This is a genomic window from Pseudomonas fluorescens, from assembly GCF_902498195.1.
GTDB lineage: Bacteria > Pseudomonadota > Gammaproteobacteria > Pseudomonadales > Pseudomonadaceae > Aquipseudomonas > Aquipseudomonas fluorescens_BU.
Window position 1 is genome coordinate 361,962 of record NZ_CABVIY010000004.1, and the last position, 25,561, is coordinate 387,522.

Consider the following 25,561-nt stretch of genomic DNA (forward strand, 5'->3'; position numbering starts at 1 on the left):
CTCATTGCAAGGAAGGTACGGGGCCTGGATGGACTCGCGTACCGAGCAGGCTCCCGGCGGGTGAAAGTGCATGAATAGCCTTAGAGATTTACCCAGCGACACGGTGCTGCGCTTCGGTGCCTACAGCTTCCACCTGGGTCAGCGCCTGGTCCTTGAAGGCGATCAGCCGTTGCGTCTGGGCGGGCGGGCCCTGGATATTCTGCAGGTGCTGCTCGAACACGCGGGTTCGGTGGTCAGCAAGGCGGCACTCATCGCTCAGGTGTGGCCGCGCTCGGTGGTCGAGGAAATCAACCTGCGGGTGCACATTGCCGCGCTGCGCCGGGCCTTTCGTGACGGGCAGGACGGGCAGTGCTACATCGTCAATATTCCCCAGCGCGGCTACAGCTTTGTCGCGCCGGTGCATCAGGCATCGGAGCACACGCCGGTCCCCTTCGAAAACCTGCACAAGCCCCAACACAACCTGCCAGCACGGTTGACGCCGGTCATCGGCCGCGATGCGGTGGTGGGCAACCTGGTGCGGCTGTTGCCGGTGCGGCGCTTTATGACACTGGTCGGCCCCTGCGGTATCGGCAAGACCACCGTGGCCCTGCGGGTCGCCGAATTGCTGTTGCAGCATTATCGCGACGGCGTGTGGCGGGTGGACCTGGCGATGATCGATGACCCGGCGCAGGTGGTCGATCACCTGACCCGGGCCCTGGCGCTGGACATCGGCACCACCCTGGAGGCGCTCGGCCAACGGCATGCGTTGCTGATCCTCGATAACGGCGAACACCTGCTGGAACGCTGCCGCACCCTGGTCGAAACGCTGCTGGCGTCGGCGCCACGCCTGTCGATTCTGGTCACCAGCCGCGAACCGCTGCTGGCCGTCGGCGAAACCCTGCTGCCGCTGCCACCGCTGGTGGTGCCGCCGACTTCGGCGTTGCGCAGTGTCGATGAAGTCATGGGGTATTCGGCGGTGCAGTTGTTCGTCAGCCGTGCCCGCGCCCGTCAGCAAGGATTTGCCTTGCGTGAACAGGACCTCAAGGCCGTGCGCGAAATCTGTCGGCGGCTCGATGGCTTGCCCCTGGCGATCGAACTGGCGGCGGCGCAGATCGATGCGCTTGCGCTGGTGGGCCTGCAGGCACAACTGGATAACTGCTTCCAGCTGCTGACCCAGGGTCGGCGCACTGCTGTCCCCCGGCACCAGACCCTCAAGGCGGCGCTGGACTGGAGTTATGAACGGCTGAGCCCGGTGGAGCAGACCGTGTTGCAGCGCCTGGCGGTGTTCAAGTCGGCGTTCACCCTGGACGCGGCGATGGGCGTGGTCAGTTGCGCCACGCTGTTGCCCGCCAGCCTGAGCAAAGTCCTGCAAAGCCTGGCGCTCAAGTCGCTGCTGTCGCAGGAACAAGCCAACGGCGTGAAACGCTACCGCTTCCTCAACACCACCCGCCGTTACGCGCTGGAAAAACTCGAACACAGCGGCGCCTTGCGCACTTTCGAAAGGCGCTACGCCGGTTACATCAGCCAGGCGCATCGGCCCTCAGAGCGGCAGGTGGTCCTGCAACTCGCCGAGTAGGCGCTGCACGGCGACGAGGTCGGGCGTGGCATGCCCTTCGGTGAAGCGCTGGAAGATCGGCGTCAGCAGTTCGTGGGCTTGCAGGTAGCGACCCTGACGCTGCCAAAGTCGCGCCAGGGTCGTGGCACTGCGCAGTTCCCAGGCCAGTGCCCCCTGGGATCTGGCCACGTTGAGCGCCTTGAGCAGCACGGTTTCGGCGGTGCAATTTTTGACCGGGCAATCGGCCGCCAGCAGCGCATCGGCGCGGGCTCGCAGAATCTCCGCCGTGCTCCAGCCCGCCGCACCGCTGTCGGCGCGCGCCAGCAGGTCGTCATCGACCAGCGCCGTGTCCAGGGTGACCATGATCTCCTTGATCAAGCCAATGCTCGAACGCCGCGATACCTGAGCATCCGCAGCGTCGATGACCTGCGCGTAGTGCCGGGCCCAGGTGTAGAACAGCAGTACCGAGTTTTTCTGTGCCTGTTCCAGCAGCAGGCGCAGCAGCTCGCGAGCGGTATGGGTATCGCCGTTGTAGTGGGCGATCGGGATACCCGCGAGCGCCAGGGTGTAGCAGATGGACGTGCCATGGTTGATCTGCAGGCCAATGTCCAGGGCTTGTCGGGCGGTGCGCCAGGCCTGCTCCGGTTGACCCTGTATCCAGAGGACGCGCGCCAGGATGGTCAGGGCGGCGACGCTCTGGTCGTACTGCACGCCAAAACCATGGGTGAAGCGATTGAGGTGGCCGCTGTGGGCCATGCGCTGGATCACTTCTTCGGCATTGATTCGCGCCCGTGACTGGTCGCCGGCAAAGTGCAGCGCCAGCACACGCAAGCGATGCATGCTCAGGGACAGCACCGGGTCGCCTCGCATGCCCAGCCGATCGAATTGCTGGCTTTGTTCCAGCGCCATCTGATATTTGCCGCAGAGGAGGTTGACCGCCAGATACCCGGAAACGGCGCGCAGTTCTCCCACCACGTCATTGCACTGCCTGGCCAGGGTCCGGGCGGTGACGAAAGCGCCGATGGCCTCGGCCGTTCCGCCCTGGGCGTGGTAGCAGGCGCTGCCGAGGGCGAGCTTCAGGGTCATTTTCAAATGCGGGCAGGGTTCGGCGGTGGCATCGAGCAGGGCCAGGGCCTTGCGCACATGACCGCCGTGCTCCCTGGGCAGCGACAGTTCCTGCCAAAGCGGCGCGGACGCCGCCGTCAAGCGGATCGCCAGCGTCTGCGGGCCCTGGGCATTCAATCCCCAATCGAGGGCCGCGCGGATGTCCTCCAGGCTGCGCGCATAACGCTCGATCCATAACGCGGTCGGCGTTTGCTCCCACTCGTTTTGTGCCTGTTGCATCAAGGCCAGGCAGCGCTCGGCATGGCGTTCCCGGGTGCCGGGCAATTCAGCGGCCTGGTCGAGTTTTTCCAGGGCATAGCAGCGGGTGGTGTCGAGCAAACGGTAGAACACTTCTTCGTCGCCGACGTCCACGCTGAGCAGGGATTTGGCCACCAGTTGCGTGATCGAGCCAAACACCTCGCGAGGTTCGATGTGTTCGCCGACGATCACCGCCGCGGCCGACGCCAGGGTGAAACCGCCGCGGAACACGCCGAGTCGGCGCAGGCAGGTCTGTTCGCAGGCACTGAGCAGTTCGAAGCTCCAGTCCAGCGTGGCGCGCAGGGTCTGGTGCCGGCCCATGTTCGTGTGGCTGCCGTGGGGGAGCAGGCGAAAACTGTCTTGCAGTTGCGCGAGCAAACCGCCGAGGCCGAGGCTGGCGACTTGTGCGGCGGCCAGTTCCAGGGCCAGTGGAATGCCGTCGAGGCGTCGGCAGATGTCGATCAACAGCGGTAACTCGGCATCGCTCAGTTCGAAGCTGTCGTGGCTGGTCGTGGCCCGCTCGACGAACAACTGCAATGCGGAAAAACTCAGGGCCTGGGCGCGGTCGAGCACGGCAATGGGCGGCGGGCAGTCCAGGGATTCGAGGCGCTGGACGAACTCGCCCTCGGCCCGCAGGCTCTCGCGGCTGGTGGCCAGGATATGCACCAGCGGCGCGCCACGCAGCAGGCTTTCACACAGCAGGGCGACGTGGTCGAGCAGGTGCTCGCAGTTATCGATGACCAGCAGCATCTGACGTTCGCGCAGGAACAGGGCGAGGCTGTTCAGCGGTTCGTCATCGTGCAGGGACAGGTCGAGCAACGCGGCCAGATGGCCGGTGATCATCAAAGGGTCATTGATCGGCGCCAGGTCCAGCAGGCGAATACCGTCGCGATAGCGGCCGATCAGATGCTCGGCGACGCGCAGGGCCACGGTGGTCTTGCCGATGCCGCCGGGGCCGACCAGGGTGATGAAGCGCTGGCGCGGCAGTTGGGTCACCAGGTGGTCGACCAGGGTCTGGCGACCGATCAAGCGGGTGCGGCGCAGGGGCAGGTTGTGCCCGATCGACTCAGCCGCATCGCGTGGCGGGCGTGGCTCGATGTGCTCCACGGCGTAGGGTGCGACGAAACTGTAGCCGCGCTGGGCCACGGTGATGATGTAGCGCTGGCCGGCCTGCCCGTCGCCGAGGGCCTTGCGCAGCGCCGCCATGTGCACCCGCAGGTTGATCTCTTCCACCACCGTGTCGGGCCAGACTCTGGCGATCAGCTGTTGTTTGCTGACCACGTTCCCGGCGTGCTCCAGCAGGATCAACAGAATGTCCATGGCCCGTCGGCCCAGGCGCAGGGGTTGGTCGGCCTCCAGCACCAGGCGTTGTCCGGGATAGATCCTGTAGGGGCCGAAATGCACAGCCTGTTCGAGGGAAAGGGTCAACGGGTCACTCCTGGCTGCATCCGTCTAATTCGCGGTTTTGGAGCATATTCCGCAGGTTTGTTCATCAGCGCAATCGGTGATCAGACGGACTGTCGGGTGTTCGCTTCGACCGCCGGTTGCCAGGTACGCAAGGCAGCTGCGTTTTTATTGGGCGCCGCAGCCGTGGCGGGGCGTGCGGGGCGTTATGGAAAATTAACAACGTTTAACTCGTCCACCGTCTGCTCCACGCCCAAAACTGTAGGCGCTGGCGAAGGCTGCGATCTTTTGAAGCGGCAAGATCAAAAGATCGCAGCCTTCGCCAGCGCCTACAGGGATTTGACACTTCACAAGGACACCGGGATGAGCAACGTAGTGGTGGTTTATCACAGTGGCTACGGGCATACCCGCGTCATGGCCGAAGCCGTGGCCCAGGGGGTGGAGCGTCACCCGGGCAGCACCTGCCGGCTGATCGCGGTCGAGGAGGTGGCCGAACACTGGGACCACCTGCACCGTGCCGACGCCATCATCTTCGGCGCCCCGACCTACATGGGCAGCGCGTCGGCGGCCTTCAAGGGCTTCATGGAAGCCACGGCGGCGTTCTACCTGGCGCAACCGTGGCGCGACAAACTGGCGGCGGGTTTCACCAATTCCGGTTGCCTGTGCGGCGACAAGCTCAACACCCTGCTGCAGATGGCGGTGTTCGCTGCCCAGCATTCGATGCTCTGGGTCGGTCTCGACCTGCTGCCGGCGCGCTCCGCCAGCGGGGTGTTCGACGGACAAATGAACCGGCTCGGCAGTTCCCTGGGCGCCATGGCCCAGTCGAATGTCGAACAGTCGCCCAACGACGCACCACCCGCCGAAGACCGCTGCACCGCGGCCCATCTGGGCGAGCGGGTGGCGCGGCTGGCCGAGCGGATGGGCCGCGCCGCCGATTGACCGGGATCAAGGCCGCGGGCATCGAGGCGGCAGGATCGGTGAAAGCTTCTACGCTGAATGTCTGCCCCGGTGCGGGCGTAGATCCGCGCCGGCTTTCGCTCCTGATGAGCAGCAGTCCATTGAGAATCCGTCCATGAAAAAGCTGACCAACGCCACCGGCGCCCCGGTAGCCGATAACCTCAATATCCAGACCGCCGGCCCACGTGGCCCGGCGCTCCTGCAAGACATCTGGTTGCTGGAAAAACTCGCCCATTTCGACCGTGAACTGATCCCCGAACGCCGCATGCACGCCAAGGGGTCGGGCGCCTACGGCACCTTCACCGTGACCAATGACATTACTCGTTACACAAAAGCCGATATCTTCAGCTCGGTGGGCAAGCAGACACCGCTGTTCGTGCGTTTTTCCTCGGTGGCCGGCGAGCGCGGCGCTGCCGATGCCGAGCGCGATATCCGTGGTTTCGCGGTCAAGTTCTACACCGACGAAGGCAACTGGGACATCGTCGGCAACAACACCCCGGTGTTTTTCTTCCGCGACCCGCTGCGTTTTTCCGACCTCAACCACGTGGTCAAGCGCGACCCGCGCACGGGCCTGCGCAACGCCACCAGCAACTGGGATTTCTGGACCCTGCTGCCCGAGGCGCTGCACCAGGTGACGATCGTCATGAGCGATCGCGGCATTCCCACCAGCTTCCGCCACATGCACGGTTTCGGCAGCCACACCTTCAGCCTGATCGACCGCGACAACCAGCGGGTGTGGGTGAAGTTTCACTTTGTCTGCCAGCAAGGCATCGATAACCTGTCGGATGCCGAGGCGGCCGAAGTGGTCGGCAAGGACCGCGAAAGCAACCTGCGGGATTTGTACGAGACCATCGAGGCGGGCCATTTTCCGCGCTGGAAACTGTGCATCCAGGTGATGACACCGGAACAGGCCAACACCTATCGGCACAACCCGTTCGACCTGACCAAGGTCTGGCCGCATGGCGAGTTTCCGCTGATCGAGGTCGGCACCATGGAGCTCAACCGCAACGCCGAAAACCACTTCGCCGAAATCGAACAGGCGGCGTTTTCCCCGGCCAACGTGGTGCCTGGCGTCAGCTTCTCGCCGGATCGCATGCTCCAGGCGCGGCTGTTTTCCTACGGCGATGCCCAGCGCTATCGCCTCGGGGTCAACTTCAACCACATCCCGGTCAACGCCCCGCGCTGCCCGCATCACAGCTACCACCGCGACGGCGCCATGCGCACTGACGGCAACCTGGGCGGCACCGCCAGTTATTTCCCGAACAGCGTGGGGGAGTGGGAGGATTCCAAGGAATTGTCCGAGCCGCCGCTGCCGCTGGAAGGCTTTGCCCAGCACTATGATCACCGGCTTGAAGAAGACCACTACGAGCAGCCGGGCAACCTGTTCCGCCTGCTCGACCCGGCACGCCAGCAGCTGTTGTTCGACAACACGGCGCGGGCCATGAACGGTGTTCCGCAATTGATCTGCCAGCGGCATATCGACAACTGCACCAAGGCTGATCCGGCCTATGGACGTGGTGTGGCCGAAGCATTGGAGCGGCTGGTTCCGTTGGGCTAATACAAATCCACAGGACATCATGATCCCCTGTGGGAGCGAGCCTGCTCGCGAAGAGGCCGGCACATTCAACACCGATGTTGCCCGCCAGTCCGCCTTCGCGAGCAGGCTCGCTCACAGGAGGGATTTTTTGTCCGGCCTACCGGGTTGCGTGGCTTATTGCACGCACCGTCCGGCAACGCCACGCAAACGGGTTGATGCCTTCACTGCGGGTGAACATGTGGCAGAAATGTGCCTGGTCGCAGAAGCCGCATTCCAGGCTGATCTGCGTGAGGCTCAGGTCCGTGTGCTGGATCAACAGCTTGGCTCGATTGATGCGTTGTTCGCGGATCCATTCCTGGGGCGAGAGGCCGGTGCTGCATTTGAAAGCGCGGGAAAAATGACTGCGCGACAACGAACAGGCGTTGGCCAGCTCGGTCACTTCCAGGGTTTCGCCAAGGCGTTCGAGGATCAGTTGTTTCACTAACCGTTCGCGTTGCGGGCTGAGGCCACCGGCGTTTTTCTTTGGCGTTGGCGTGACTGTCGCGCGGGCGGCGTTTTGCTGTGAGTAAGCCATGGCGAATGTCCGTGTCGGTAGGCTTCATTCTTGAACCCGAGGGCTCTGGCTTGCGAGTTAAACGTTGTTAATTCCTTGTTGATTTCGGGCAGTCCCGGGCAAATTCAGACACAATCACTGCCTCGCGCCTGGCTGAACACAAGGAACCCGTGCCTATGAACCGAAACGATCTGCGTCGCGTCGACATGAACCTGCTGGTGATCTTCGAAGCGCTGATGTTCGAAAAGAACCTGACCCGCGTCGCGGAAAAACTGTTCATGGGCCAGCCGGCGGTGAGCGCCGCCCTTGGCCGGTTGCGCGATCTGTTCGACGACCCGTTGCTGTTGCGCAACGGTCGCGGCATGGAGCCGACGGGCCGCGCGCTGGCGATTCTCAAGGAACTGCAACCGGCGATGGACACCATTTCCGGCGCGGTCAGCCGGGCCAAGGAGTTCGATCCGGCCACCAGTTGCGATGTGTTTCGCATCGGGCTGTCGGACGATGCCGAGTTTGGCCTGTTCCCGCCGTTGTTGCGCCAATTGCAGGAAGAGGCGCCGGGGATTGTGGTCGTGGTGCGCCGAGCCAATTACCTGTTGATGCCGGCGTTGCTGGCCTCCGGTGAAATCTCCGTGGGCGTGAGCTACACCACCGATCTGCCGGCCAATGCCAAGCGCAAGACACTGCGCGACATTCCCTGCAAGGTGCTGCGTGGCGACACCCGGCCGGGGACGTTGACGCTGGATGAATACTGCGCGCGGCCCCACGCCATGGTGTCGTTTTCCGGCGATTTGAGCGGCAACATCGACCTGGACCTGGCGAAGATCGGCCGCTGTCGCAAGGTGGTGTTGGGCGTGCCGCAGTTCAGTGGCCTGCGCGCCTTGCTGGCCGGGACCGAGATGATTGCCACCGTGCCGGACTATGCGGCTTGCGCGCTGGTCGAGGGTTGCGGCTTGCGGGCCGAGGATCCGCCGTTTGCGATCGAGGCGGCGCAATTGTCGATGGCCTGGAGCGGGGTGCATGACAACGACCCGGCGGAGCGGTGGTTGCGTTCGCGGATCAGTCAGTTCATGTCAGCGCCTCTGGATATTCCGGTCACTGCCTGATTGTCACGGATGCCCCTGCTTGCGATGGCGGCCTGACAGCCGACCATTTTCTTGGTGGTGTACATATCCATTTCCTGCGGTAACGGCCACTGGCGGTTTCGCCGCACGGCGCTACGCGCCTGCCCCCCGGATAAACGCCGGAACGAGGCCTCCCGAGGGGCGGGTGGATCAAGATCAAAAGCTGCAGGCGAGCTAACGCTCGGCCTGATGAGTGGTGAGCGCGGGTGTACATCACACCGCTTTTGTGGGAGCGGGCTTGCTCGCGAAGGCGGCCTGACAGCCGACCTGTCTTCACGGATGAACTCGATCCCCTGTAGGAGCGAGCCTGCTCGCGATGGGCGTCCAGGCACCGCGATCATCCAGACAGCACTCGTCATCTTTAACCTCCATCGCGAGCAGGCTCGCTCCTACAGGAAACCGGATCGGTTTCAGATCCGCGTGCCCGGCGAAAAAGAGCACGTACATCCAATTTTTTCCTTCCCCGCACCGGCACTATTTCCCTCAACCTGTTTCGCCGGAGCCTTTTGTCATGCCTCAAGCCCATTCCCAGAGCACGCCAGCCCCGGGGTTCGATGAAGTCGTGACCCTGATCGTCAAACACCGGATCAAGGCCGGTTTTGAAGCGCCTTATGAGGCCTGGCTGCGCAACATCGTCAAGGTGGCCGGACAGAGCGAAGGGCACCTGGGGGTGGACGTGGTCCGTGGCAAGCACGCCGGCTTGCAGATGTTCACCTGCGTGCTGCGCTTCTGTTCCACCGAGGCCATGCAGCGCTGGCTCGATTCGCCGCAACGCCAGGCGCTGGTCGACGAAGCCGCGCCGATGCTGGCCGACGGCGACCAGACCGAAGTCAACCCGGTCAACGAATTCTGGTTCGCCCCGCTGGCCGATGCCGCCTCGCCACCGCCGCGCTGGAAGCAGGCCGTGGTGACGTTGCTGGTGATCCTGCCGCACACCTTGCTGGTGCCGCTGATCTGGGGGCCGTTGTTGCAACTCAATGCCTTCCTGTCCAGCTACGTGGTCGCCACGTTCCTGATCACCCTGACCATCGTGCTGTCGGTGGTGTACGTCTTCATGCCGCTGGCCACGCGCCTGTTCGCCCGGTGGCTCGAAGCCGGCCAGTCCCATTCCGCTTAGCCCTCTACAAACATGCCTTAAGGAAACGCGATGAACGCCGATCTGATTTTGTTCAATGGCCAGTTTCATACCGTTGACCGGGAAAACCCGCGCGCCAGCGCCGTGGCCATCCGCGAGGGCCGCTTCGTCGCGGTCGGCACCGATGCCGAGGCCATGGCGCTGCGCGGCTCGGGCACACAGGTCATCGATCTCAAGGGCCGTTGCGTGATTCCCGGTCTCAACGATTCGCACCTGCACCTGATCCGTGGCGGCTTGAACTACAACCTTGAATTGCGCTGGGAAGGCGTGCCGTCGCTGGCCGACGCGCTGCGCATGCTCAAGGAGCAGGCCGACCGCACGCCGACACCGCAGTGGGTGCGGGTGGTGGGCGGCTGGAACGAATTCCAGTTCGCCGAAAAGCGCATGCCGACCCTGGAAGAACTCAACCAGGCGGCGCCGGACACCCCGGTGTTTGTCCTGCACCTGTACGACCGCGCCTTGCTCAATCGCGCGGCCTTGCGCGTGGCCGGTTACACCCGCGATACGCCTAACCCGCCGGGTGGCGAGATTGTCCGCGATGCCAACGGCAACCCCACCGGCATGCTGGTGGCGCGTCCCAACGCGATGATTCTCTACTCGACCCTGGCCAAGGGGCCGAAGCTGCCGCTGGAGTATCAGGTCAACTCGACCCGCCAGTTCATGCGCGAACTCAATCGCCTGGGCCTGACCAGCGCCATCGATGCCGGCGGTGGTTTCCAGAATTATCCGGACGACTACCAAGTGATCGAGCAGTTGGCCAAGGACCAGCAACTGACCATTCGCATCGCCTATAACCTCTTCACTCAGAAGCCCAAGGAAGAGCTGACGGACTTCCAGAACTGGACCGGCAGCGTCAAGTTGCACCAGGGCGACGATTACCTGCGGCACAACGGCGCCGGGGAAATGCTGGTGTTCTCGGCGGCGGACTTCGAGGACTTCCTCGAACCGCGCCCGGACCTGCCGCAAAGCATGGAAGACGAACTGGAGCCGGTGGTGCGCCACCTGGTCGAGCAGCGCTGGCCGTTCCGTTTGCACGCCACCTACAACGAATCCATCAGCCGCATGCTCGACGTGTTCGAGAAGGTCAACCGTGATATCCCGTTCAACGGTTTGCCGTGGTTCTTCGACCATGCCGAAACCATCACCCCGCAGAACATTGAGCGGGTGCGGGCGCTGGGTGGCGGTATCGCGATTCAGGACCGCATGGCGTTCCAGGGCGAATATTTTGTCGAGCGCTATGGCGCCAAGGCCGCCGAAGCCACGCCGCCGATCCAGCGCATGCTCGCCGAAGGCGTGCCCGTTGGCGCCGGCACCGACGCGACGCGGGTCTCCAGCTACAACCCCTGGACCTCGCTGTACTGGATGGTCAGCGGTCGCACCGTGGGCGGCCTGGCGCTGCACGCCGAAGGCCTGTCGCGCCAGACCGCGCTGGAACTGTTCACCCACGGCAGCGCCTGGTTCTCGTCCGAGCAGGGCAAGAAAGGCCAGATCAAGGTCGGGCAACTGGCGGACGTGGCGGCGTTGAGCGCGGATTTTTTCAGTGTCGACGAAGAAGCGATCAAGTGGATCGAGTCGGTACTGACCGTGGTCGGCGGCAAGGTGGTGTACGCCGCTGGCGATTTCGAGAAGCTCGGACCTGCCAGCGTGCCGGTGCTGCCGGACTGGTCGCCGGTGGTGAAAGTCCCGGGCCACTGGCGGCCGGACTCGCCGTTGCAGGCGCAGGTTCATGTGTGCAGCGGGCCGTGCCAGGTGCATTCCCACAGCCATGAGCGGGCGCGTCTGTCGAATGCGCCGGTCAGCGATTTCGCCGGTTTCTGGGGCGCCTTCGGCTGTTCGTGCTTTGCCTTCTGATACCCGTTAAACAGCGCCGGGCCTACGGGTCCGGCACGCAAGCGACAACCATCCACCAAGGAGTTTTCCATGAGCAACGTTCCGTACTCTCGCCTGAACAAAGACGACGCTGTTGTGCTGCTGGTCGATCACCAGACCGGCCTGATCTCGCTGGTGCAGGATTTCTCGCCCAACGAATTCAAGAACAACGTGCTGGCCCTGGGCGACATCGCCAAGTTCTTCAAGCTGCCGACCATCCTCACCACCAGTTTCGACAAAGGTCCGAACGGTCCGATCGTGCCGGAACTCAAGGCGCAATTCCCCGACGCGCCGTTCATTGCGCGCCCGGGCCAGATCAACGCCTGGGACAACGAAGACTTCGTCAAGGCCGTGAAGGCCACCGGTCGCAAGCAACTGATCATCGCCGGTGTAGTGACCGACGTGTGCGTGGCGTTCCCGACCCTCTCGGCCATTGCCGAAGGGTTTGAAGTGTTCGTGGTGACCGACGCTTCCGGCACCTTCAACACCACCGTGCAACAAGCCGCCTGGGCGCGCATGTCGGCCGCCGGTGCACACCTGCTGAACTGGTTCTCGGTGGCGTGCGAGCTGCAAGGCGACTGGCGCAACGACATGGAAGGCCTGGCCAACCTGCTGTCCGAACGCCTGCCGAACTACCGCAACCTGATCAACAGCTACACCACGTTTACGGCCAAGTAACAGTGCTTTGGCAACACACATAACCCAATGTGGGAGCGGGCTTGCTCGCGAAACCGGAGTGTCAGGCGACATCAACGCTGACTGACACGCCGCTTTCGCGAGCAAGCCCGCTCCCACAGGGGGTCATCGGTTTTGCAACCACCCCAGAAATCCCCCTTTCCTGATCGGCGCGGGCTTGGCCATCAACGCCAACCGGCTGTTCTGCTGGCGCACCGCTTGCAATTTGTTCAAGGCCCGACCGACTTCGCTGCGTTGCTCCATGCATGCGCGGGTGAGGTTTTTGTCGAGCCGATAAATGATGCACGAGGTGAGGGCGGTGAAGCAGGCATGGGACGGTGAGTCGGTGAGGATGCTTTGCTCGCCCATGACTTCGCCAGGCCCCATGCGTCCGGCTTCGGTACGGCCGGTGCCGTCGGGCACGGCGGCGCTGACCACGCCGGTGGCGATCACGTACAGGCTGTCCGGCACTTCATCGAGCTCCAGTACCACCTGACCGGCCGCGTACTGCTGCGCCACCATCGACTCGGCGAGGCGATCGCGTTCTTCGTTGCTCAGCGTGCGGAAGACTTTCACCTCGTCAAGCAAGGCGCGGGCGCGGGTCGAGGGTTCGATCACGCCGTCCGGTTGCCGGGAAATGCCGGCGGCTTCCAGATGACGGTGCGCGAGGTCGAACAGTTGATTGCGCACTTCGCTTTTTTTCCCCAGTTCAGCGATGAAGCCGCTGGCCACGTACTCGGACAGGGTGTCCCCGGCTTCCTTGAGCACGGCCTTGGGGGCTGGCGACAGCAACAGGCTGCTGCTGCCGCGCAGCGTGCGATCGAGGGCGTCGAGGACCCGGCGTGGGCGGATGTGGTTGGGCACCTTGATGCTGATCGAGACTCCGTGCATGTGGGTCGGACGACTGAGGTTGATGATCTTCGCCTTGGCTGCCACCGAGTTGGGCACCACCGCCGTGGTGCCGGCGCTGGTGAGCAAGTGGGTGGCGCGCCAGTTGATGTCCAGCACCTTGCCTTCGACGCCGTCGATCATCACCAGGTCATCCACCTGATAGGGCTTGGTGGTGTTGAGCACGATGCCGGAGAACACGTCGCTCAAGGTACTTTGCAAGGCCAGGCCGACCACGATCGCCACCACCCCGGACGTCGCCAGCAGCCCTTTGACCGGCAACTCCAGCACATAACCGGCCGCCGCGACGATGGCGGCCAGGAACACCAGCGCGCCGATCACGTCCTGCAACAGCCGTCCGCTGTGGCCGATGCGGCGCATCAACACCAGGCCGATGATTTCGGTGAGTACGCGCGCGGCGTACAGCCACCAGACAATCCCCAAAGCGGTGGCGCCGAGTTGCGCCACGCGGTCATCGGCAAACGACGGCGCCTGCAACGGACTGATGCCGGCATTGATGACCAGGGTGCTGAAGACCAGGAACAGGCCCGTGCGCAAACCAATGCGCACCACGCGATGCTGGACGGGCGCGAGGTGCCAGAGCAGCGCGTCGATCACCAGCAACAGGGCGCTCCAGGACAGCAGGTGGGCGAGGACAAAGGACATGGAAGAACTCCGGTGAAAGGCGGGAGGGGCTGACTGATGGGTTTTTCTGAGGGGGGCTTTTCTGTGGGAGCGGGCTTGCTCGCGAAAGCGGTGGATCAGCTCACTGTGATGTTGAATGTGATGCCACCTTCGCGAGCAAGCCCGCTCCCACAGAAAAGCCCTTCGCCACACAGGGTTGTGTGGCGAAGGGCTTTGCTCAGTTCAAGTGAGCCTTGAGCTCCAGCGCCGCCTGACGCACCGCCGCTTGCACCTCAGGAATTGCGCTCAGCGGATTGAGCAAGCCGAAGTCATGGATCATCCCGTTGTAGCGCACCGAGGTCACCGCGACGCCGGCCGCATCCAGGTGGCGGGCATAGCTTTCGCCTTCATCGCGCAGCACGTCGAACTCGGCGGTCTGCACCAGCGCGGCGGGCAGGCCCTTGAGCTGTTCGGCGCTGGCGTTCAGCGGCGAGGCGTGGATCTGAGCGCGTTCGGCCGGGACGGTGGTGTAGTTGTCCCAGAACCACTGCATCATGCCCTTGGTGAGGAAATGGCCCTCGGCAAATTGCTGGTACGAGCCATTGTCGAACCCGGCGTGGGTCACCGGCCACATCAGCAACTGGAAGCGCAGTGCCGGGGTTTTCTGTTCCTTGGCCATCAACGCCACGACCGCCGCCATGTTGCCGCCGACGCTGTTGCCGGCCACCGCCAGTCGCTTGCCATCGACGCCGATGTCCTGGCCATGCTCGGCCACCCAGCGGGTCGCGGCGTAGGCCTGGTTGATCGCGGTCGGGTACTGCGCTTCCGGCGACGGCGTGTAATCGACGTACACCGCGACGGCACCGGAGCCCACCACCAGGTCGCGAATCAGCCGTTGGTGCGTCGGGAAGTCGCCCAGCACCCAGCCGCCGCCGTGGAAGAACATGAACACTGGCAGCTCGCCCTTGACCTTGGCCGGGCGGACGATTTTCAGCTGGATCACCTGGCCGTCGACCTTGATCGCCCGGTCGCTCACCTCGACCCCGGACAGGTCCACCTTCACCGACGCCTGGGCACCGGTCAGCACCGCACGGGCATCTTTCGGGCTCAGTTGTTCAAGGGGCTTGCCACCGCCGGCGGCGAGGGCTTCGAGAAAGGCCTGGGTGGTGTGTTCGACACCAGGGCTGCCGGCGGCAAAAGCGTTGCCGACCGCGAGGGCGAGCAGGGTGGTGGTCAGGGTTTTCTGGACGATGTTCATGGGGTAATTCCTTTTAAATTTGAGGTTACCGTCCCCGTAGGAGCTGCCGAAGGCTGCGATCTTTTGATCTTCAGCGATCTTGAAAGGATCAACTGCAAAAGATCGCAGCCTTCGGCAGCTCCTACAGATATCGGGTTTGATGTCGGTGGAGTTCATTTGCACCGTGGACACAGATTAATAGGGTGCTGGAAAGGGAAAAAGCCGCTATAAAGCGTTTAACTGTCAACCAGGAAGTGACAATGAACCCGTTCGAAGACATGCGTATTTTTTGCCAGGTCATGGAGTCCGGCAGCTTCACCGCCGCCGCCGATCAATTGGGCCTGTCCAAGCAATTCGTCAGCCGGCGCCTGATGCAGCTTGAAGAGCGCCTCGGGGTGCGCCTGCTCAATCGCTCGACGCGGCGCCTGGACGTCACGCCCCTGGGCCAGAGTTACTACGAATCGGCGCTGCGCCTGCTGGGTGAGGTCGAACAAGTGGAACAGGGCATCGCCGGGCAAACCACCGAGCCACGCGGCACGGTGCGCATCAGCGCGCCGCTGTCGTTTGCGCTGGCGCACCTGGGCTGTCTGCTGCCGTTGTTCCTGCAACGCTACCGTGACGTCACGGTGGAAGTGGACTTGAGCGATCGCCCGGTGGACCTGCTCGGTGAGGGCTACGACCTGGCCTTGCGCATCGGCGTTCTCGAAGACTCGACGTTGATTGCCCGGCGCATCGCTTCCATCGAGCGCGTGTACTGCGCGAGCCCCGCGTACCTGGCCGACCGGGGCACGCCGCTCAAGCCGGAAGATCTACTGGCCCATGACTGCCTGCCTTACGGCCACGGTCGCCAGGTGCAATGGCGGTTCGCGGGGCAGGGCAAGCCGCTGGCCGTCAACGTCACCGGGCGGATGCGGGTCAACAATGGCGAGTTGCTCAAGGACGCGGCGATTGCCGGAATGGGGATTACCTACCTGCCGACGTTCATCGTCGGTTCGGCATTGAAGGAGGGAAGGCTGGTGGCGGTGCTGGATGGATTTCGGCCCGAGCCGCTGACGCTGTCGGCGGTCTACCCGCAACACCGGCAATCATCGCGACCGGTGCAGGCGTTGATCGAGTTCTTGCGTGAGCGGTTGGACCGGTGTGAGGGTGGGTTGTAGATCGTCAATTCACCCCATCCAATGTGGGAGCGGGCTTGCTCGCGAAAGCGGAGTGTCAGGCAACACATCTGTTGTCTGACACTCCGCTTTCGCGAGCAGGCTCGCTCCCACAGGGGTGAGTGCAAGTCAGTTCACGCGTTTATCATCGCCTGGCTCGCCAGCGGCGTGCAGACCGCGGTCATCGCCGATTTCGCCGGCCCGATGAATACCGTGGTCATCACCGATTTCGCCTGAACGATGGACGCCGTTGTCATCGCCGGAGCGGTGCACGCCGTTGTCGTCGCCCGAACGATGGACGCCATTGTCGTCGCCCGAACGGTGGACACCATTGTCATCGCCCGAACGATGAACCCCATGGTCGTCACCCGGTTCGGAATGGGTGCTGCTGCGTCCCGAGTTCGAGGCTGTGCTGCCAGCATGGTCGCTTCCGCTATGGCCGCTGCCACTGTTGCCTGCGCTACTGCCTCCGTGACCGCTGCCGCTACTGCCACCGCCATTACCGCCGCCGTGACCACCGCCATTGCCGCCGCCCCCACCGCCGTTTCCGCCGCCGCCCCCACCACTACCGCCTTCTTTCGCCTGGGCACTCGACATATCGGACACGCTGTCCGGAATCAATACGGTAGACGCCGACAAAACCGCGCCAATAGCTACTGCAAGTAAAAGCTTGTTGATGTGCATGTCGTTCTCCGTTTTCTTCTTCGGGTTGGAACGTTGATGAACACTGCAACGCACTGCCGGGATCATTTATTCGGCAGGGACGTTGGTAAACACCTGCGCGTACGGATTTATTCGGTTACAACGTTGATGAATTCTGCAATTGGCCGCCAAGGCCCATTCCAGAGGGCTCAGTGAATGCTCGAGGCCAGTTCGAAAATCGGGATGTACATCAGGATCACGATCACGCCGATCAACAGGCCGATAAAAGTCATGAGCAAGGGTTCGAACAGCCGTACGAACCATTCGATCCAGCGGCTGATTTCTTCGTCGTAGAAGTCGGCGCTGCGCTCCATCATTTGCCCCAGGTTGCCGGACTGTTCGCCGGCACGCAGCAGGCGCAGGGACACCGGGGTCACCAGGTGGTTGAGTTCCAGCGCGGTGGACAGGGATTGCCCCTCGCGCACCCGTTCGCAGGCCTGGTCCAGGCGCGCGCGGGAGGCCACGGTCAGCAGGTTGCGCACCATGCCCATGGCGGTGACGAGGGGAATGCCGCCCTGTAGCAGAATGCCCAGGGACCGGTAGAACCGCGCCAGTTCGTACATGAAGATGCGCTGGTGCACGGCCGGGAGTTTTTCGATCAGGCGGTCCAGGCCCCGGCGAAAGGAGGGCTGGCGCTGAAGGAAGGCGAGGGCGACCACGACGGTCGCGAAGGCGCCGAAGAACTCGCCCTGGTGGGCATGCAGGAACATGCCGCTGCTCATCAGGATCTGCGACAGCCACGGCAGGCTCGACCCCAGCCCTTCGAACACCAGGCTGAAGCGCGGCACGACATAACCCATCAGGAACAGCACCACGCCACCCCCTACCACCAGCAACAGCATGGGGTAGATCGAGGCGCTGACGATCTTCTGCCGAACCTCGTCCATGCGCTGGCGATAGCTGACGTAGCGGCCCAGGGCGTCGCCCACGGCACCGGTCTTTTCACTGGACTGGACCAACGCCACGTACAAGGGCGGGAACACCGCCGACAACTGGCCCAAGGCCTGGGAGAACGATTTGCCTTCATACAGCAGGCGCACCAGTTCGCTCAGGGTTTTGCGGGCCTGGGGCGCGTTTTCCTTTTCCGCCAGGCTTTCCAGCGCGTCGATCAACGGCAGGCCGGCATTGAGCAGCGTGGTCAGCTCCTGGCTGAACAGCACCAGGTTGAAGGTTTCCCGTTGCTTGAGGCGCAGCGCCCGCCAGTGTCGCTCGGCGTGCAGGCTGACCACCCGCAGGCCCTGGTCCTCGGCGATGCGCCGGGCTTCGCTATGGCCCGGCGCCTCGACGGTCATCGACACCACGCCGGCCTTGCCCACTGCTTTGAGGTGAAAACGCATGGTCGCCATTCCCGTCATTGCCAGCTGGTGACTTCGGCGTTTTCGCCTTCGCCACCGGGTTGGCCATCCTTGCCCATGGACAGCAGGTCGTACTCGCCGTTTTCGCCGGGGTAGCGGTAGGTGTAGTTCCGGCCCCATGGGTCTTGCGGCAGTTTTTTCTGCAGGTACGGACCGGTCCAGCGGGTTTCATCGCTGGGCGCGGTGACCAGTGCCTGCAAGCCCTGTTCGGTCGACGGGTAATGGCCGACTTCCAGCCGGTACAAGTCCAGGGCCTTGCCCAGGCCTTCTATCTGCGCCTTGGCCACCTTCACTTCGGATCGGCCCAGTTGCGCGAAATATTTCGGCGCGACGATGCCGGCCAACAGCCCCAGCACCACCAGCACCACCAACAGTTCAAGCAGGGTGAACCCGCGCTGGGCGCTCGGGGAAGAATGACGCGGGGCGCAATACAGTCGCTGTTTCATGATGACCTCACACAGTCGGCAGAAGGGTCGCGACAGGGACATATGCAATTGCCATGCACAGGACTGGCAAAGCTTTCTTCTACCTTCTGAACCCCCCGTACTACGGCCCTCCCAGGTTTCGGCACAGTGCTTGCGTATGGCTGATAAACGACCGGCCATTGGGGCATTACCCCCATTTTTCGGGGCCGGGCAGGGGAGGTAGAACAATGAAAACTCTCACCACGGGACTGCTCGGCTTGACGCTATTGGCGGGCGTCGCCCAGGCCGATGTGTTCGTCTCGGTGGACGCCAAAGGCAACTTCGTTTTGTCCAACGTCCACCGCCCCGGTCGCCACTACGATCGGGTCATTCGCGAGGCCGAAGTGGCGGCCGTCAGCCTCGACCAGCAGCCGCAAATGATTGCCGCGCGGCCCTACGCCGAGCTGGTCTCCAAGGCGGCCACGGACAATCAATTGCCCGCGGCGTTGCTGCACGCGGTGATCCAGGCCGAGTCCCGTTATGACGCCAGCGCGGTGTCGCCCAGGGGCGCGGGCGGGTTGATGCAATTGATGCCCGACACCGCCCGCGAGCTGGGCGTGACCAACGTCTATGACCCCAAGGCCAACATCCAGGGGGGCGCCCGCTACCTCAAACGCCTGATGACGATGTTCGACAACGACATCGCCCTCGCCGTGGCCGCCTACAACGCCGGTCCCCAGGCGGTGCTCAGCCGTGGCGGCGTGATCCCGCCGTTCGCCGAAACCCAGCGCTATGTGCCCAACGTGTTGAACCAGTACCGGCGTTTGCAGGGTCTGGCCGCGGACGCCCCGCTCTGAGCGAAAACGTCGGGGTGGTTTTCCCCAACATTGGGGGAGGGTGGCCCCGGCGAAAAATTGGGGAATAAGTGGGGAATTTCCCCCGATGAATGAAGTGGTAATCACAACTGATTGAAAATAAAACAGATTTTTTATGGCATGCAGATTGCTGAAAGACTCTTGTCGAGAATTATTCCCTGTGAGCTACCCACAGCGAGGCCCGTGATCATGACTGGCATACACCACGCTCCATCCATTCTCCCCTGGCTATTGTTGGCCGTATCGATGCTGGGCATCGAAATCGCCGAGGCCGCTGCGCGATGTGAGCGCAATCTGGTGGCCAACGTCGTGGCGCTGGACCAGCCGCTGATGTTCAACCGCCTGGGGGCGCAGAACATCAACGGCATGATGTTCGCCTTGCGCCGCGACGTGGTCGACGACCATCAGATTTCCCTGGCCGAAGGCGGCGCCGCGGTGCCGGGCAAGGTGTCGTTGCGTGCCGACAAGCGTCCGCGTCCGCTGGTGCTGCGGGTCGCCGCCGGTGACTGCCTGACCGTCAACCTGCAAAACCTGCTGGCGTACCAGGCCAACCCCGGCTCCGGCAGCGACGGTGAAGAGGAGGAAGGTGAAGAGGGCGAGGAGGAAGAAGGCATCGAAATCGGTGCCGGTGGTGAAGCGTTCAAGGCCAACGAGCAGGTGGCTGACCGGCATGTCGGTTTCCAGGTCAACGGCATGCAGGCGGTCAACAGCATCGATGACATCGCGTCCTACACCGGGCGCAACGCCAACACCCTGGTCGCCCCCGGCGCCAGTCGCTCCTACACCCTGTACGCCGAACGCGAAGGGGCGTTCACGGTGAGCAGCCGTGGCGCGACGTTTGGTGGCGAGGGCGCGGCCGGCAACAATGCCAACGGCCTGTTCGGCCAGGTGGCGGTCATGCCCAAGGGTGGCCGCAGCTACCGCAACACCATCACCGAAGAAGAAATGCGCCTGGCCAGCACCGGCCGCACCCCCGCCGGTCACCCCATTGTCGATTACCAGGCCCGTTACCCGCAGCGCCAACCGTGGATTCGCGAAGGCAAGGCCGGCAAGCCGATCATCAACATGGTCGACGGCAATGAAATCGTCTCCAGCGAAGCCGACGCGATCGTCATGGGCAGCAACGCCGACGGCAGTTTCCCGGCCTCGACCTATCCACTGGAAAGCGTCGGTAAACGCAACCCGGCGATCCCCAACCGGCTGGAGCCGTTCCGCGATTTCTCCGCGCAGTTCCAGGACGAAACCGCAGTGACCCAGGCCTTCCCGGCGTATTTTGCCGACCCGGTCATGGCCCACGTGCTGGAGCCGACCCGCGACTCGTTCATGATCAACTACGGCTCTGGCGGCATGGGCGCCGAAGTGGTCGCCAACCGCCTGGGCGTGGGACCGATGCACGATTGCCTGTCCTGCGCCTACGAAGAGTTTTTCCTCAGTGCGCACACCGTCGGTGACGTGGCGATGCTGGTGGACGTGCCGGCCAACTCAGGCCTGGAGGGCATCGCCCCCGGCCAGGCACCGCGCGCCGACCAGGTGGGCGTCAAGGCGACCGCGGCGCTGTTTCCGTCCGAGCCGTCGAACGTTGCCCACAGCTACATCGGCGACTTCGTCAAATTCCGCAACACCCACAACGGCTACGAGCACCATATCTTCCACTTGCACGGCCATCAGTGGCTGTTCAACCCCAACGATGACAACTCCGACTACGTGGACGCCCAGGGCATTGGACCGGGCGCCGGCTACACCTACGAAATCGCCAACGGCGGCTCGGGCAACCGTAACCGGGTAGCGGGCGACGCGATCTATCACTGCCACTTCTACCCGCACTTCGCCCAAGGCATGTGGGCCATGTGGCGGGTGCACGATGTGTTTGAAGAAGGCACCAAGCTGGAGGTTTCGCAGCAAGGCAGCGACGGCTTCCACACCGAACCCTATGCCCTGCGCAACGGTAAACCGGCGGCCGGCGCCCGGGCCTTGCCCGATGGCGAAATCGTTGCCGGCACACCGATCCCCGCCGTGGTGCCACTGCCTGGCAAAGCCATGGCACCGATGCCGGGCAAAGTCGCGGTCGTACCGAAAGTCGGTGAAACCCTGGTGGCTGCCAACGACGATGACGATGAGGAGCAGGAAGAAGGCGACGACGACGGCGAGCACCATGGTGGCGGTGGTGCCAAGGCCATCGGTTCCCTGGCGCTGATCGATCGCAGTGATGCCAACCGCAATGCCGACGGCACCCTGAAAAACCCTGGCTATCCATTCTGGATCGGCGGCATGGAAAGCTCGGTTGGCCAACGCCCGCCGACCCCACCGCTGGACATGCTCGACGCGGCCACCGCGCAAGCCCTGAAGGCCAGCGGCAACGCCCTGTGGGCCAACCTCGACCCGACCTCGTCGGGCGGCTGGGACGGCGGCTTGCCGCGCCATGCCCTGGGCGGCGTCTCCGAGGGCGGCGAAGCCGAGACCATCACCACCTCGCTGGACTTCTCCAAGTCCGTGACCCGGGCCAAACCGATCTACCTGCCGGAAGAAGGCACCGAAGTCGAACAGGCGGCCATGGCCTTCCACGCGAAAAAGGATCACCCCAGCTTCGCCGTGCTGCCTGGCAGCCAGGTCGTGGCGCGCAACTTCCGCACCAACGGCGCCTTGCCGGTGGCCGGTGCGCCGTACTACGAACCCTGCATGGATGACCGGCAAAAACGCCTGACCAGCAGCGCCGGTATCGGCGAATTTGCCAGCGGCGATCGCCTCGACGGCATGTCGTTCAGCGGTTCCTCGATCTTCACCGCCGACCGTCCACGGATCTACAAGGCGGCGAATATCCAGTTCGATGCGGTATACAACAAGGTCGGCTACCACTTCCCGCAAGCGCGCATCCTGGCCCTGTGGGAAGACGCCTGGCCGGTGATCACCAAGCAGCGTCCGCCAGAGCCGCTGGTGATGCGCATGAACACCTTCGACTGCGTGCAGTACCAGCAAACCAACCTGGTGCCGGCCACCTATGAGATGGACGACTATCAGGTGCGCACGCCGACCGACGTGATCGGCCAGCACATCCACCTGCCGAAATGGGACCTGACCGCGGCGGACGGTTCGTCCAACGGCTGGAACTATGAAGACGGCGTGCTCTCCCCGGGTGCCGTGCAAGAACGCATCCACGCCATCCGCGAGTACAACCAGTGCGAAGGCACCGATTCGCGCGACGGCACCGCGGCCTGTCCGAAAGCCAAGAACCACCCGTACTTCGGCCAGTTCGGCCGGTCCGACTGGGTCGGGGCGCGAACGGCCATGCAACGCTGGTTCGTCGATCCGGTGGTCAACACCTATGGCGTCGACCGTGGCCTGGGCACCATCTTCACCCACGACCACCTCGGCCCATCGACTCACCAACAGATTGGCCTGTATGCCACCGTGCTGGCCGAGCCTGCCGGTTCCACCTGGTTCCACGCCGAAACCGGCGAGCTGTTGTACAACGGCGCGCGGCAGGACGGTGGGCCGACCTCGTGGCAGGCGGTGATTTCCACCGGTGACCTGGACAACGACGGCAAGAACGACAGCTTCCGTGAGTTCTTCCTCGAATACAGCGACTTCCAGCACGCCTATGAAGCTGGTGTCTACGTGGGCGCCGGTCCCAATGGCATCCCTGACCCGCAAGCGTACCCGGCCACGGCCGACAGCTTCCGCTACGCGATCAACCCGCCGGTGCGTGACAACACCAGCCAGTTGCTAGAAGCCGTGGTGGAACTGCGCGGCGGCGTGAAACCGGGCTGCCCGAGCAGGCCTTGCCCGCAAGCGATCTCGGTGGATGACCCGGGCATGTTCGTCGTCAACTACCGCAACGAACCGCTGGCCCTGCGGGTGTACGACCCGAACAAGGTCGGCCCGGACGGCAAGCGCGGCATGCAGGCCGACGGCCTCGGCGGCGACCTGGCGTATGCCATGCAAAGCCGTACCGACCGTGCGATCCCGGCGATGAACCTGGCGCCGAACCAGATCACCTCGGCCACCGGCCCCACCGGCGGTACTACCCGCTTCCCGCCTCACATCAACAAGGGCGGCGCGGAACCGGGCGACCCGTTCACCCCGATGCTGCGCACCTACACCGGTGACAACGTGCGGCTGCGGGTGCATGCCGGCGGTCACGAAGAGGAGCACAACGTCACCCTGCACGGCGTGAAATGGCTGCAAAGCGGCTCCGGCTTCGGCAACAGCTCCAACTCCGGCTGGCGCGCATCGCAGATGGTCGGGATCTCCGAGCAGATGGGCTTCAATGCGCCGGTGTCGATGATCTCCAGCGCGGCGGCGACCACCGGTGACTACCTGTACACCATGGACGCCTCCATCGAGGGTTACTGGAACGGCATCTGGGGCGTGATGCGTAACTACACCGCGCAGCGCACCGATCTGTTCCCGCTGCCGAACAACGCGAAGCCGACCGGCATGCGCAACACCGTGGCGTTCGACGGCATTTGCCCACGGATCGGCGCCAACCCCAATGGCATCGGCACCCGGCCGACCGTGCAACGCAATTACGAAGTGGTCGCGGCACTGGCCAACGACATCCTCAGCAACCCATTGGGCCTGTCCATCAGCGACCCGGCGGGTGTCGGGCAACATGTCGGCGGGCCGCTGAAACCGACGGGGGGCACCCTGGTGCTGAACTCGCGGACCGTGAGCATTCCGCAGGTGACCATCACCGACCCTGAAGATGGCGAGACCTTCACCATCGGCGGGCAAAGCGGGCCGCTGCACGATCCGACCGCGATCCTGTATGTGCGCAAGGGCGACCTCGACCCGACTACCGGCAAGCTCAAACCCGGTGTGCCTGTCGAACCGCTGATCCTGCGCGCGGCGGCCGGTGACTGCATCAACATCACCCTGGAAAACCGTCTGCCAAGCGTGATGCCGGACCTGGCCCAGACCGCGATCCTGCAAGGCCTCGCCAAGCGCGACCGCAACGACGGCATGGGCTCGACCACCTTCAACAACAACCTGTTGCGGCCATCGAGCCATGTCGGCCTGCACGCGCAATTGCTGTCCTACGACATCACCAAGTCGGACGGTGCCAACGTCGGCGCCAACCCGATCCAGACCGTGCCACCGCGTGTCGGCAACACCGGCGCGTACCCGACCCGTACCTACCAGTACTACGCCGGGCACCTGGAGCGTGAAGGCAAACCGATCACCCAGCTGGGCCGCAATGTCGACAACATCAACGCCACGGCGGTGGAGTTCGGCGGGTTGAACTTCACCCCGGCGGACGTCATCAAGCAACCGCAGAAAGGCCTGGGCGGTGCGATGAGCGTGCTGCCGATCGGTTCGACCTGGGTCGAGGATGCCAAGCGCGCCTCGGCCACGGTCACCGCCACGGGGCAGACCACCTACCGCGATTTCGCGATGGTCTGGCAGCGCGCGCTGAACACCCGATGGGCCAATGGGCGGCCGGTAGAAGGCATTGCCTCGGAAGGCAACGGTGTGCCGAACGATCCGAAGGACAACGCCAGCATGGCCATCAACTACAAGGTCGAACCGATGTGGTTCCGCTTCGGCCTGGCCCCGGATGCGCCGTTCGGCCACGCCGGCAGCCCTGGCACCTACGGCAACGTGCCGAACGCGCACATGGCGTACAGCAACGCGCTGGTGAACGGCGATCCGCAAACCCCGGTGTTCTACGTCAAGCCAGGGCAACCGTTCCGTACGCACATCCTGATGCCGTCCGGTGGCAGTCGCGGTTCGACCTTCCAGCTCGATGGCCACGTCTGGTCGGTCAACCCGTTCCAGTCGGAGAAGAGCGATGTCGGCGGCTATCCGATGGGCACCCCGGGGGTGGGGTCGGTGAAGTTCGGGCTTAACCCGATGTCGATGTACATCGGTGCCCGCGAAAGCGTACTGCCGGCGGCGCACTTCAGCTTCATGCACCCGAGCGCCGGGGGCAGCAACGCGATCGCCGGGGACTACCTGTACCGCGACAACGCCTCCTTCGGCAATACCGCCGGGTTGTGGGGCTTGCTGCGGGTGACCAACGAGCCGGAACCGGCGCCGGTGCCGTAGTGGGTGTAGGGATGAGTTGGTGGACACACCACCATCCCTGTGGGAGCGGGCTTGCTCGCGAAGGCGGAGTGTCAGACACATGAATGTTGTATGTGCTGGCCTCTTCGCGAGCAAGTCGAATCGTCGCACC

17 protein-coding genes are annotated in these 25,561 nt (G+C 63.8%); 10 read left to right on the forward strand and 7 right to left on the reverse strand.

Features of this window, described 5'->3' with window-relative positions:
- Positions 1-70 precede the first annotated feature (70 nt).
- Positions 71-1,555, forward strand: coding sequence for an ATP-binding protein (locus F8N66_RS16875; protein ID WP_150771255.1), 1,485 nt, complete (start codon positions 71-73; stop codon positions 1,553-1,555).
- On the opposite strand, the gene F8N66_RS16880 is transcribed toward F8N66_RS16875, so the two are convergent.
- On the reverse strand, positions 1,520-4,324 hold the full coding sequence (locus F8N66_RS16880; RefSeq protein WP_150771256.1) for an ATP-binding protein: 2,805 nt from the start codon (positions 4,322-4,324) through the stop codon (positions 1,520-1,522). The genes F8N66_RS16875 and F8N66_RS16880 overlap by 36 nt on opposite strands.
- 339 nt (positions 4,325-4,663) lie before the next feature.
- Between F8N66_RS16880 and F8N66_RS16885 the strand changes: the two genes are divergently transcribed.
- Positions 4,664-5,239 carry a flavodoxin family protein gene (locus tag F8N66_RS16885; RefSeq protein WP_150771257.1) on the forward strand — a complete coding sequence of 192 codons (576 nt, stop codon included), beginning with the start codon at positions 4,664-4,666 and terminating at the stop codon, positions 5,237-5,239.
- A gap of 133 nt (positions 5,240-5,372) precedes the next feature.
- Positions 5,373-6,815: a catalase gene (locus F8N66_RS16890; protein ID WP_150771258.1), complete on the forward strand. Its 1,443-nt coding sequence runs from the start codon at positions 5,373-5,375 to the stop codon at positions 6,813-6,815.
- 136 nt (positions 6,816-6,951) lie between these two features.
- On the opposite strand, the gene F8N66_RS16895 is transcribed toward F8N66_RS16890, so the two are convergent.
- Positions 6,952-7,368: a helix-turn-helix domain-containing protein gene (locus F8N66_RS16895; RefSeq protein WP_150771259.1), complete on the reverse strand. Its 417-nt coding sequence runs from the start codon at positions 7,366-7,368 to the stop codon at positions 6,952-6,954.
- 155 nt (positions 7,369-7,523) lie between these two features.
- Here F8N66_RS16895 and F8N66_RS16900 point away from each other — a divergent pair, with 155 nt between their 5' ends.
- The 4 genes from F8N66_RS16900 to ycaC all read left to right on the forward strand — a co-directional run bounded on the left by F8N66_RS16900 (position 7,524) and on the right by ycaC (position 12,150).
- Positions 7,524-8,450, forward strand: coding sequence for a LysR family transcriptional regulator (locus tag F8N66_RS16900; RefSeq protein WP_150771260.1), 927 nt, complete (start codon positions 7,524-7,526; stop codon positions 8,448-8,450).
- Between the two features lie 529 nt (positions 8,451-8,979).
- Positions 8,980-9,585 carry an antibiotic biosynthesis monooxygenase gene (locus F8N66_RS16905; protein WP_150771261.1) on the forward strand — a complete coding sequence of 202 codons (606 nt, stop codon included), beginning with the start codon at positions 8,980-8,982 and terminating at the stop codon, positions 9,583-9,585.
- Between the two features lie 30 nt (positions 9,586-9,615).
- Positions 9,616-11,454, forward strand: coding sequence for an amidohydrolase (locus F8N66_RS16910; protein ID WP_150771262.1), 1,839 nt, complete (start codon positions 9,616-9,618; stop codon positions 11,452-11,454).
- A 69-nt stretch (positions 11,455-11,523) separates the two neighbouring features.
- The gene (gene ycaC / locus F8N66_RS16915; RefSeq protein ID WP_020796367.1) at positions 11,524-12,150 is read left to right on the forward strand and encodes an isochorismate family cysteine hydrolase YcaC; all 627 of its coding nucleotides are present in this window, start codon (positions 11,524-11,526) and stop codon (positions 12,148-12,150) included.
- A gap of 123 nt (positions 12,151-12,273) precedes the next feature.
- On the opposite strand, the gene F8N66_RS16925 is transcribed toward ycaC, so the two are convergent.
- The gene (locus F8N66_RS16925) at positions 12,274-13,701 is read right to left on the reverse strand and encodes a mechanosensitive ion channel family protein (protein WP_150771263.1); all 1,428 of its coding nucleotides are present in this window, start codon (positions 13,699-13,701) and stop codon (positions 12,274-12,276) included.
- A 196-nt stretch (positions 13,702-13,897) separates the two neighbouring features.
- The gene (locus tag F8N66_RS16935) at positions 13,898-14,917 is read right to left on the reverse strand and encodes an alpha/beta hydrolase (protein ID WP_150771265.1); all 1,020 of its coding nucleotides are present in this window, start codon (positions 14,915-14,917) and stop codon (positions 13,898-13,900) included.
- A 239-nt stretch (positions 14,918-15,156) separates the two neighbouring features.
- Here F8N66_RS16935 and F8N66_RS16940 point away from each other — a divergent pair, with 239 nt between their 5' ends.
- A complete protein-coding gene (locus F8N66_RS16940; RefSeq protein ID WP_150771266.1) occupies positions 15,157-16,053 on the forward strand; it encodes a LysR family transcriptional regulator in 897 nt (298 codons plus the stop codon).
- Positions 16,054-16,179: 126 nt separating this feature from the next.
- Here F8N66_RS16940 and F8N66_RS31505 read toward each other — a convergent pair whose 3' ends face one another.
- From F8N66_RS31505 to gspG, 3 genes are all read right to left on the reverse strand, one after another.
- Positions 16,180-16,734, reverse strand: a complete 555-nt coding sequence (locus F8N66_RS31505) for a hypothetical protein (protein WP_191623024.1) — start codon at positions 16,732-16,734, stop codon at positions 16,180-16,182.
- A 167-nt stretch (positions 16,735-16,901) separates the two neighbouring features.
- Entirely contained in the window at positions 16,902-18,089 is a 1,188-nt protein-coding gene (locus tag F8N66_RS16950) for a type II secretion system F family protein (RefSeq protein ID WP_150771267.1), read from the reverse strand.
- Positions 18,090-18,103: 14 nt separating this feature from the next.
- Positions 18,104-18,553: a type II secretion system major pseudopilin GspG gene (gspG, locus tag F8N66_RS16955; RefSeq protein ID WP_150771268.1), complete on the reverse strand. Its 450-nt coding sequence runs from the start codon at positions 18,551-18,553 to the stop codon at positions 18,104-18,106.
- A 206-nt stretch (positions 18,554-18,759) separates the two neighbouring features.
- Between gspG and F8N66_RS16960 the strand changes: the two genes are divergently transcribed.
- Both F8N66_RS16960 and mnxG read left to right on the forward strand, forming a co-directional pair.
- Positions 18,760-19,368 (forward strand): lytic transglycosylase domain-containing protein, encoded by a 609-nt coding sequence (locus F8N66_RS16960; protein WP_150771269.1) that lies wholly within the window; start codon positions 18,760-18,762, stop codon positions 19,366-19,368.
- A 207-nt stretch (positions 19,369-19,575) separates the two neighbouring features.
- Positions 19,576-25,431, forward strand: coding sequence for a manganese-oxidizing multicopper oxidase MnxG (mnxG, locus tag F8N66_RS16965; RefSeq protein ID WP_150771270.1), 5,856 nt, complete (start codon positions 19,576-19,578; stop codon positions 25,429-25,431).
- The last annotated feature ends 130 nt before the right edge of the window (positions 25,432-25,561 follow it).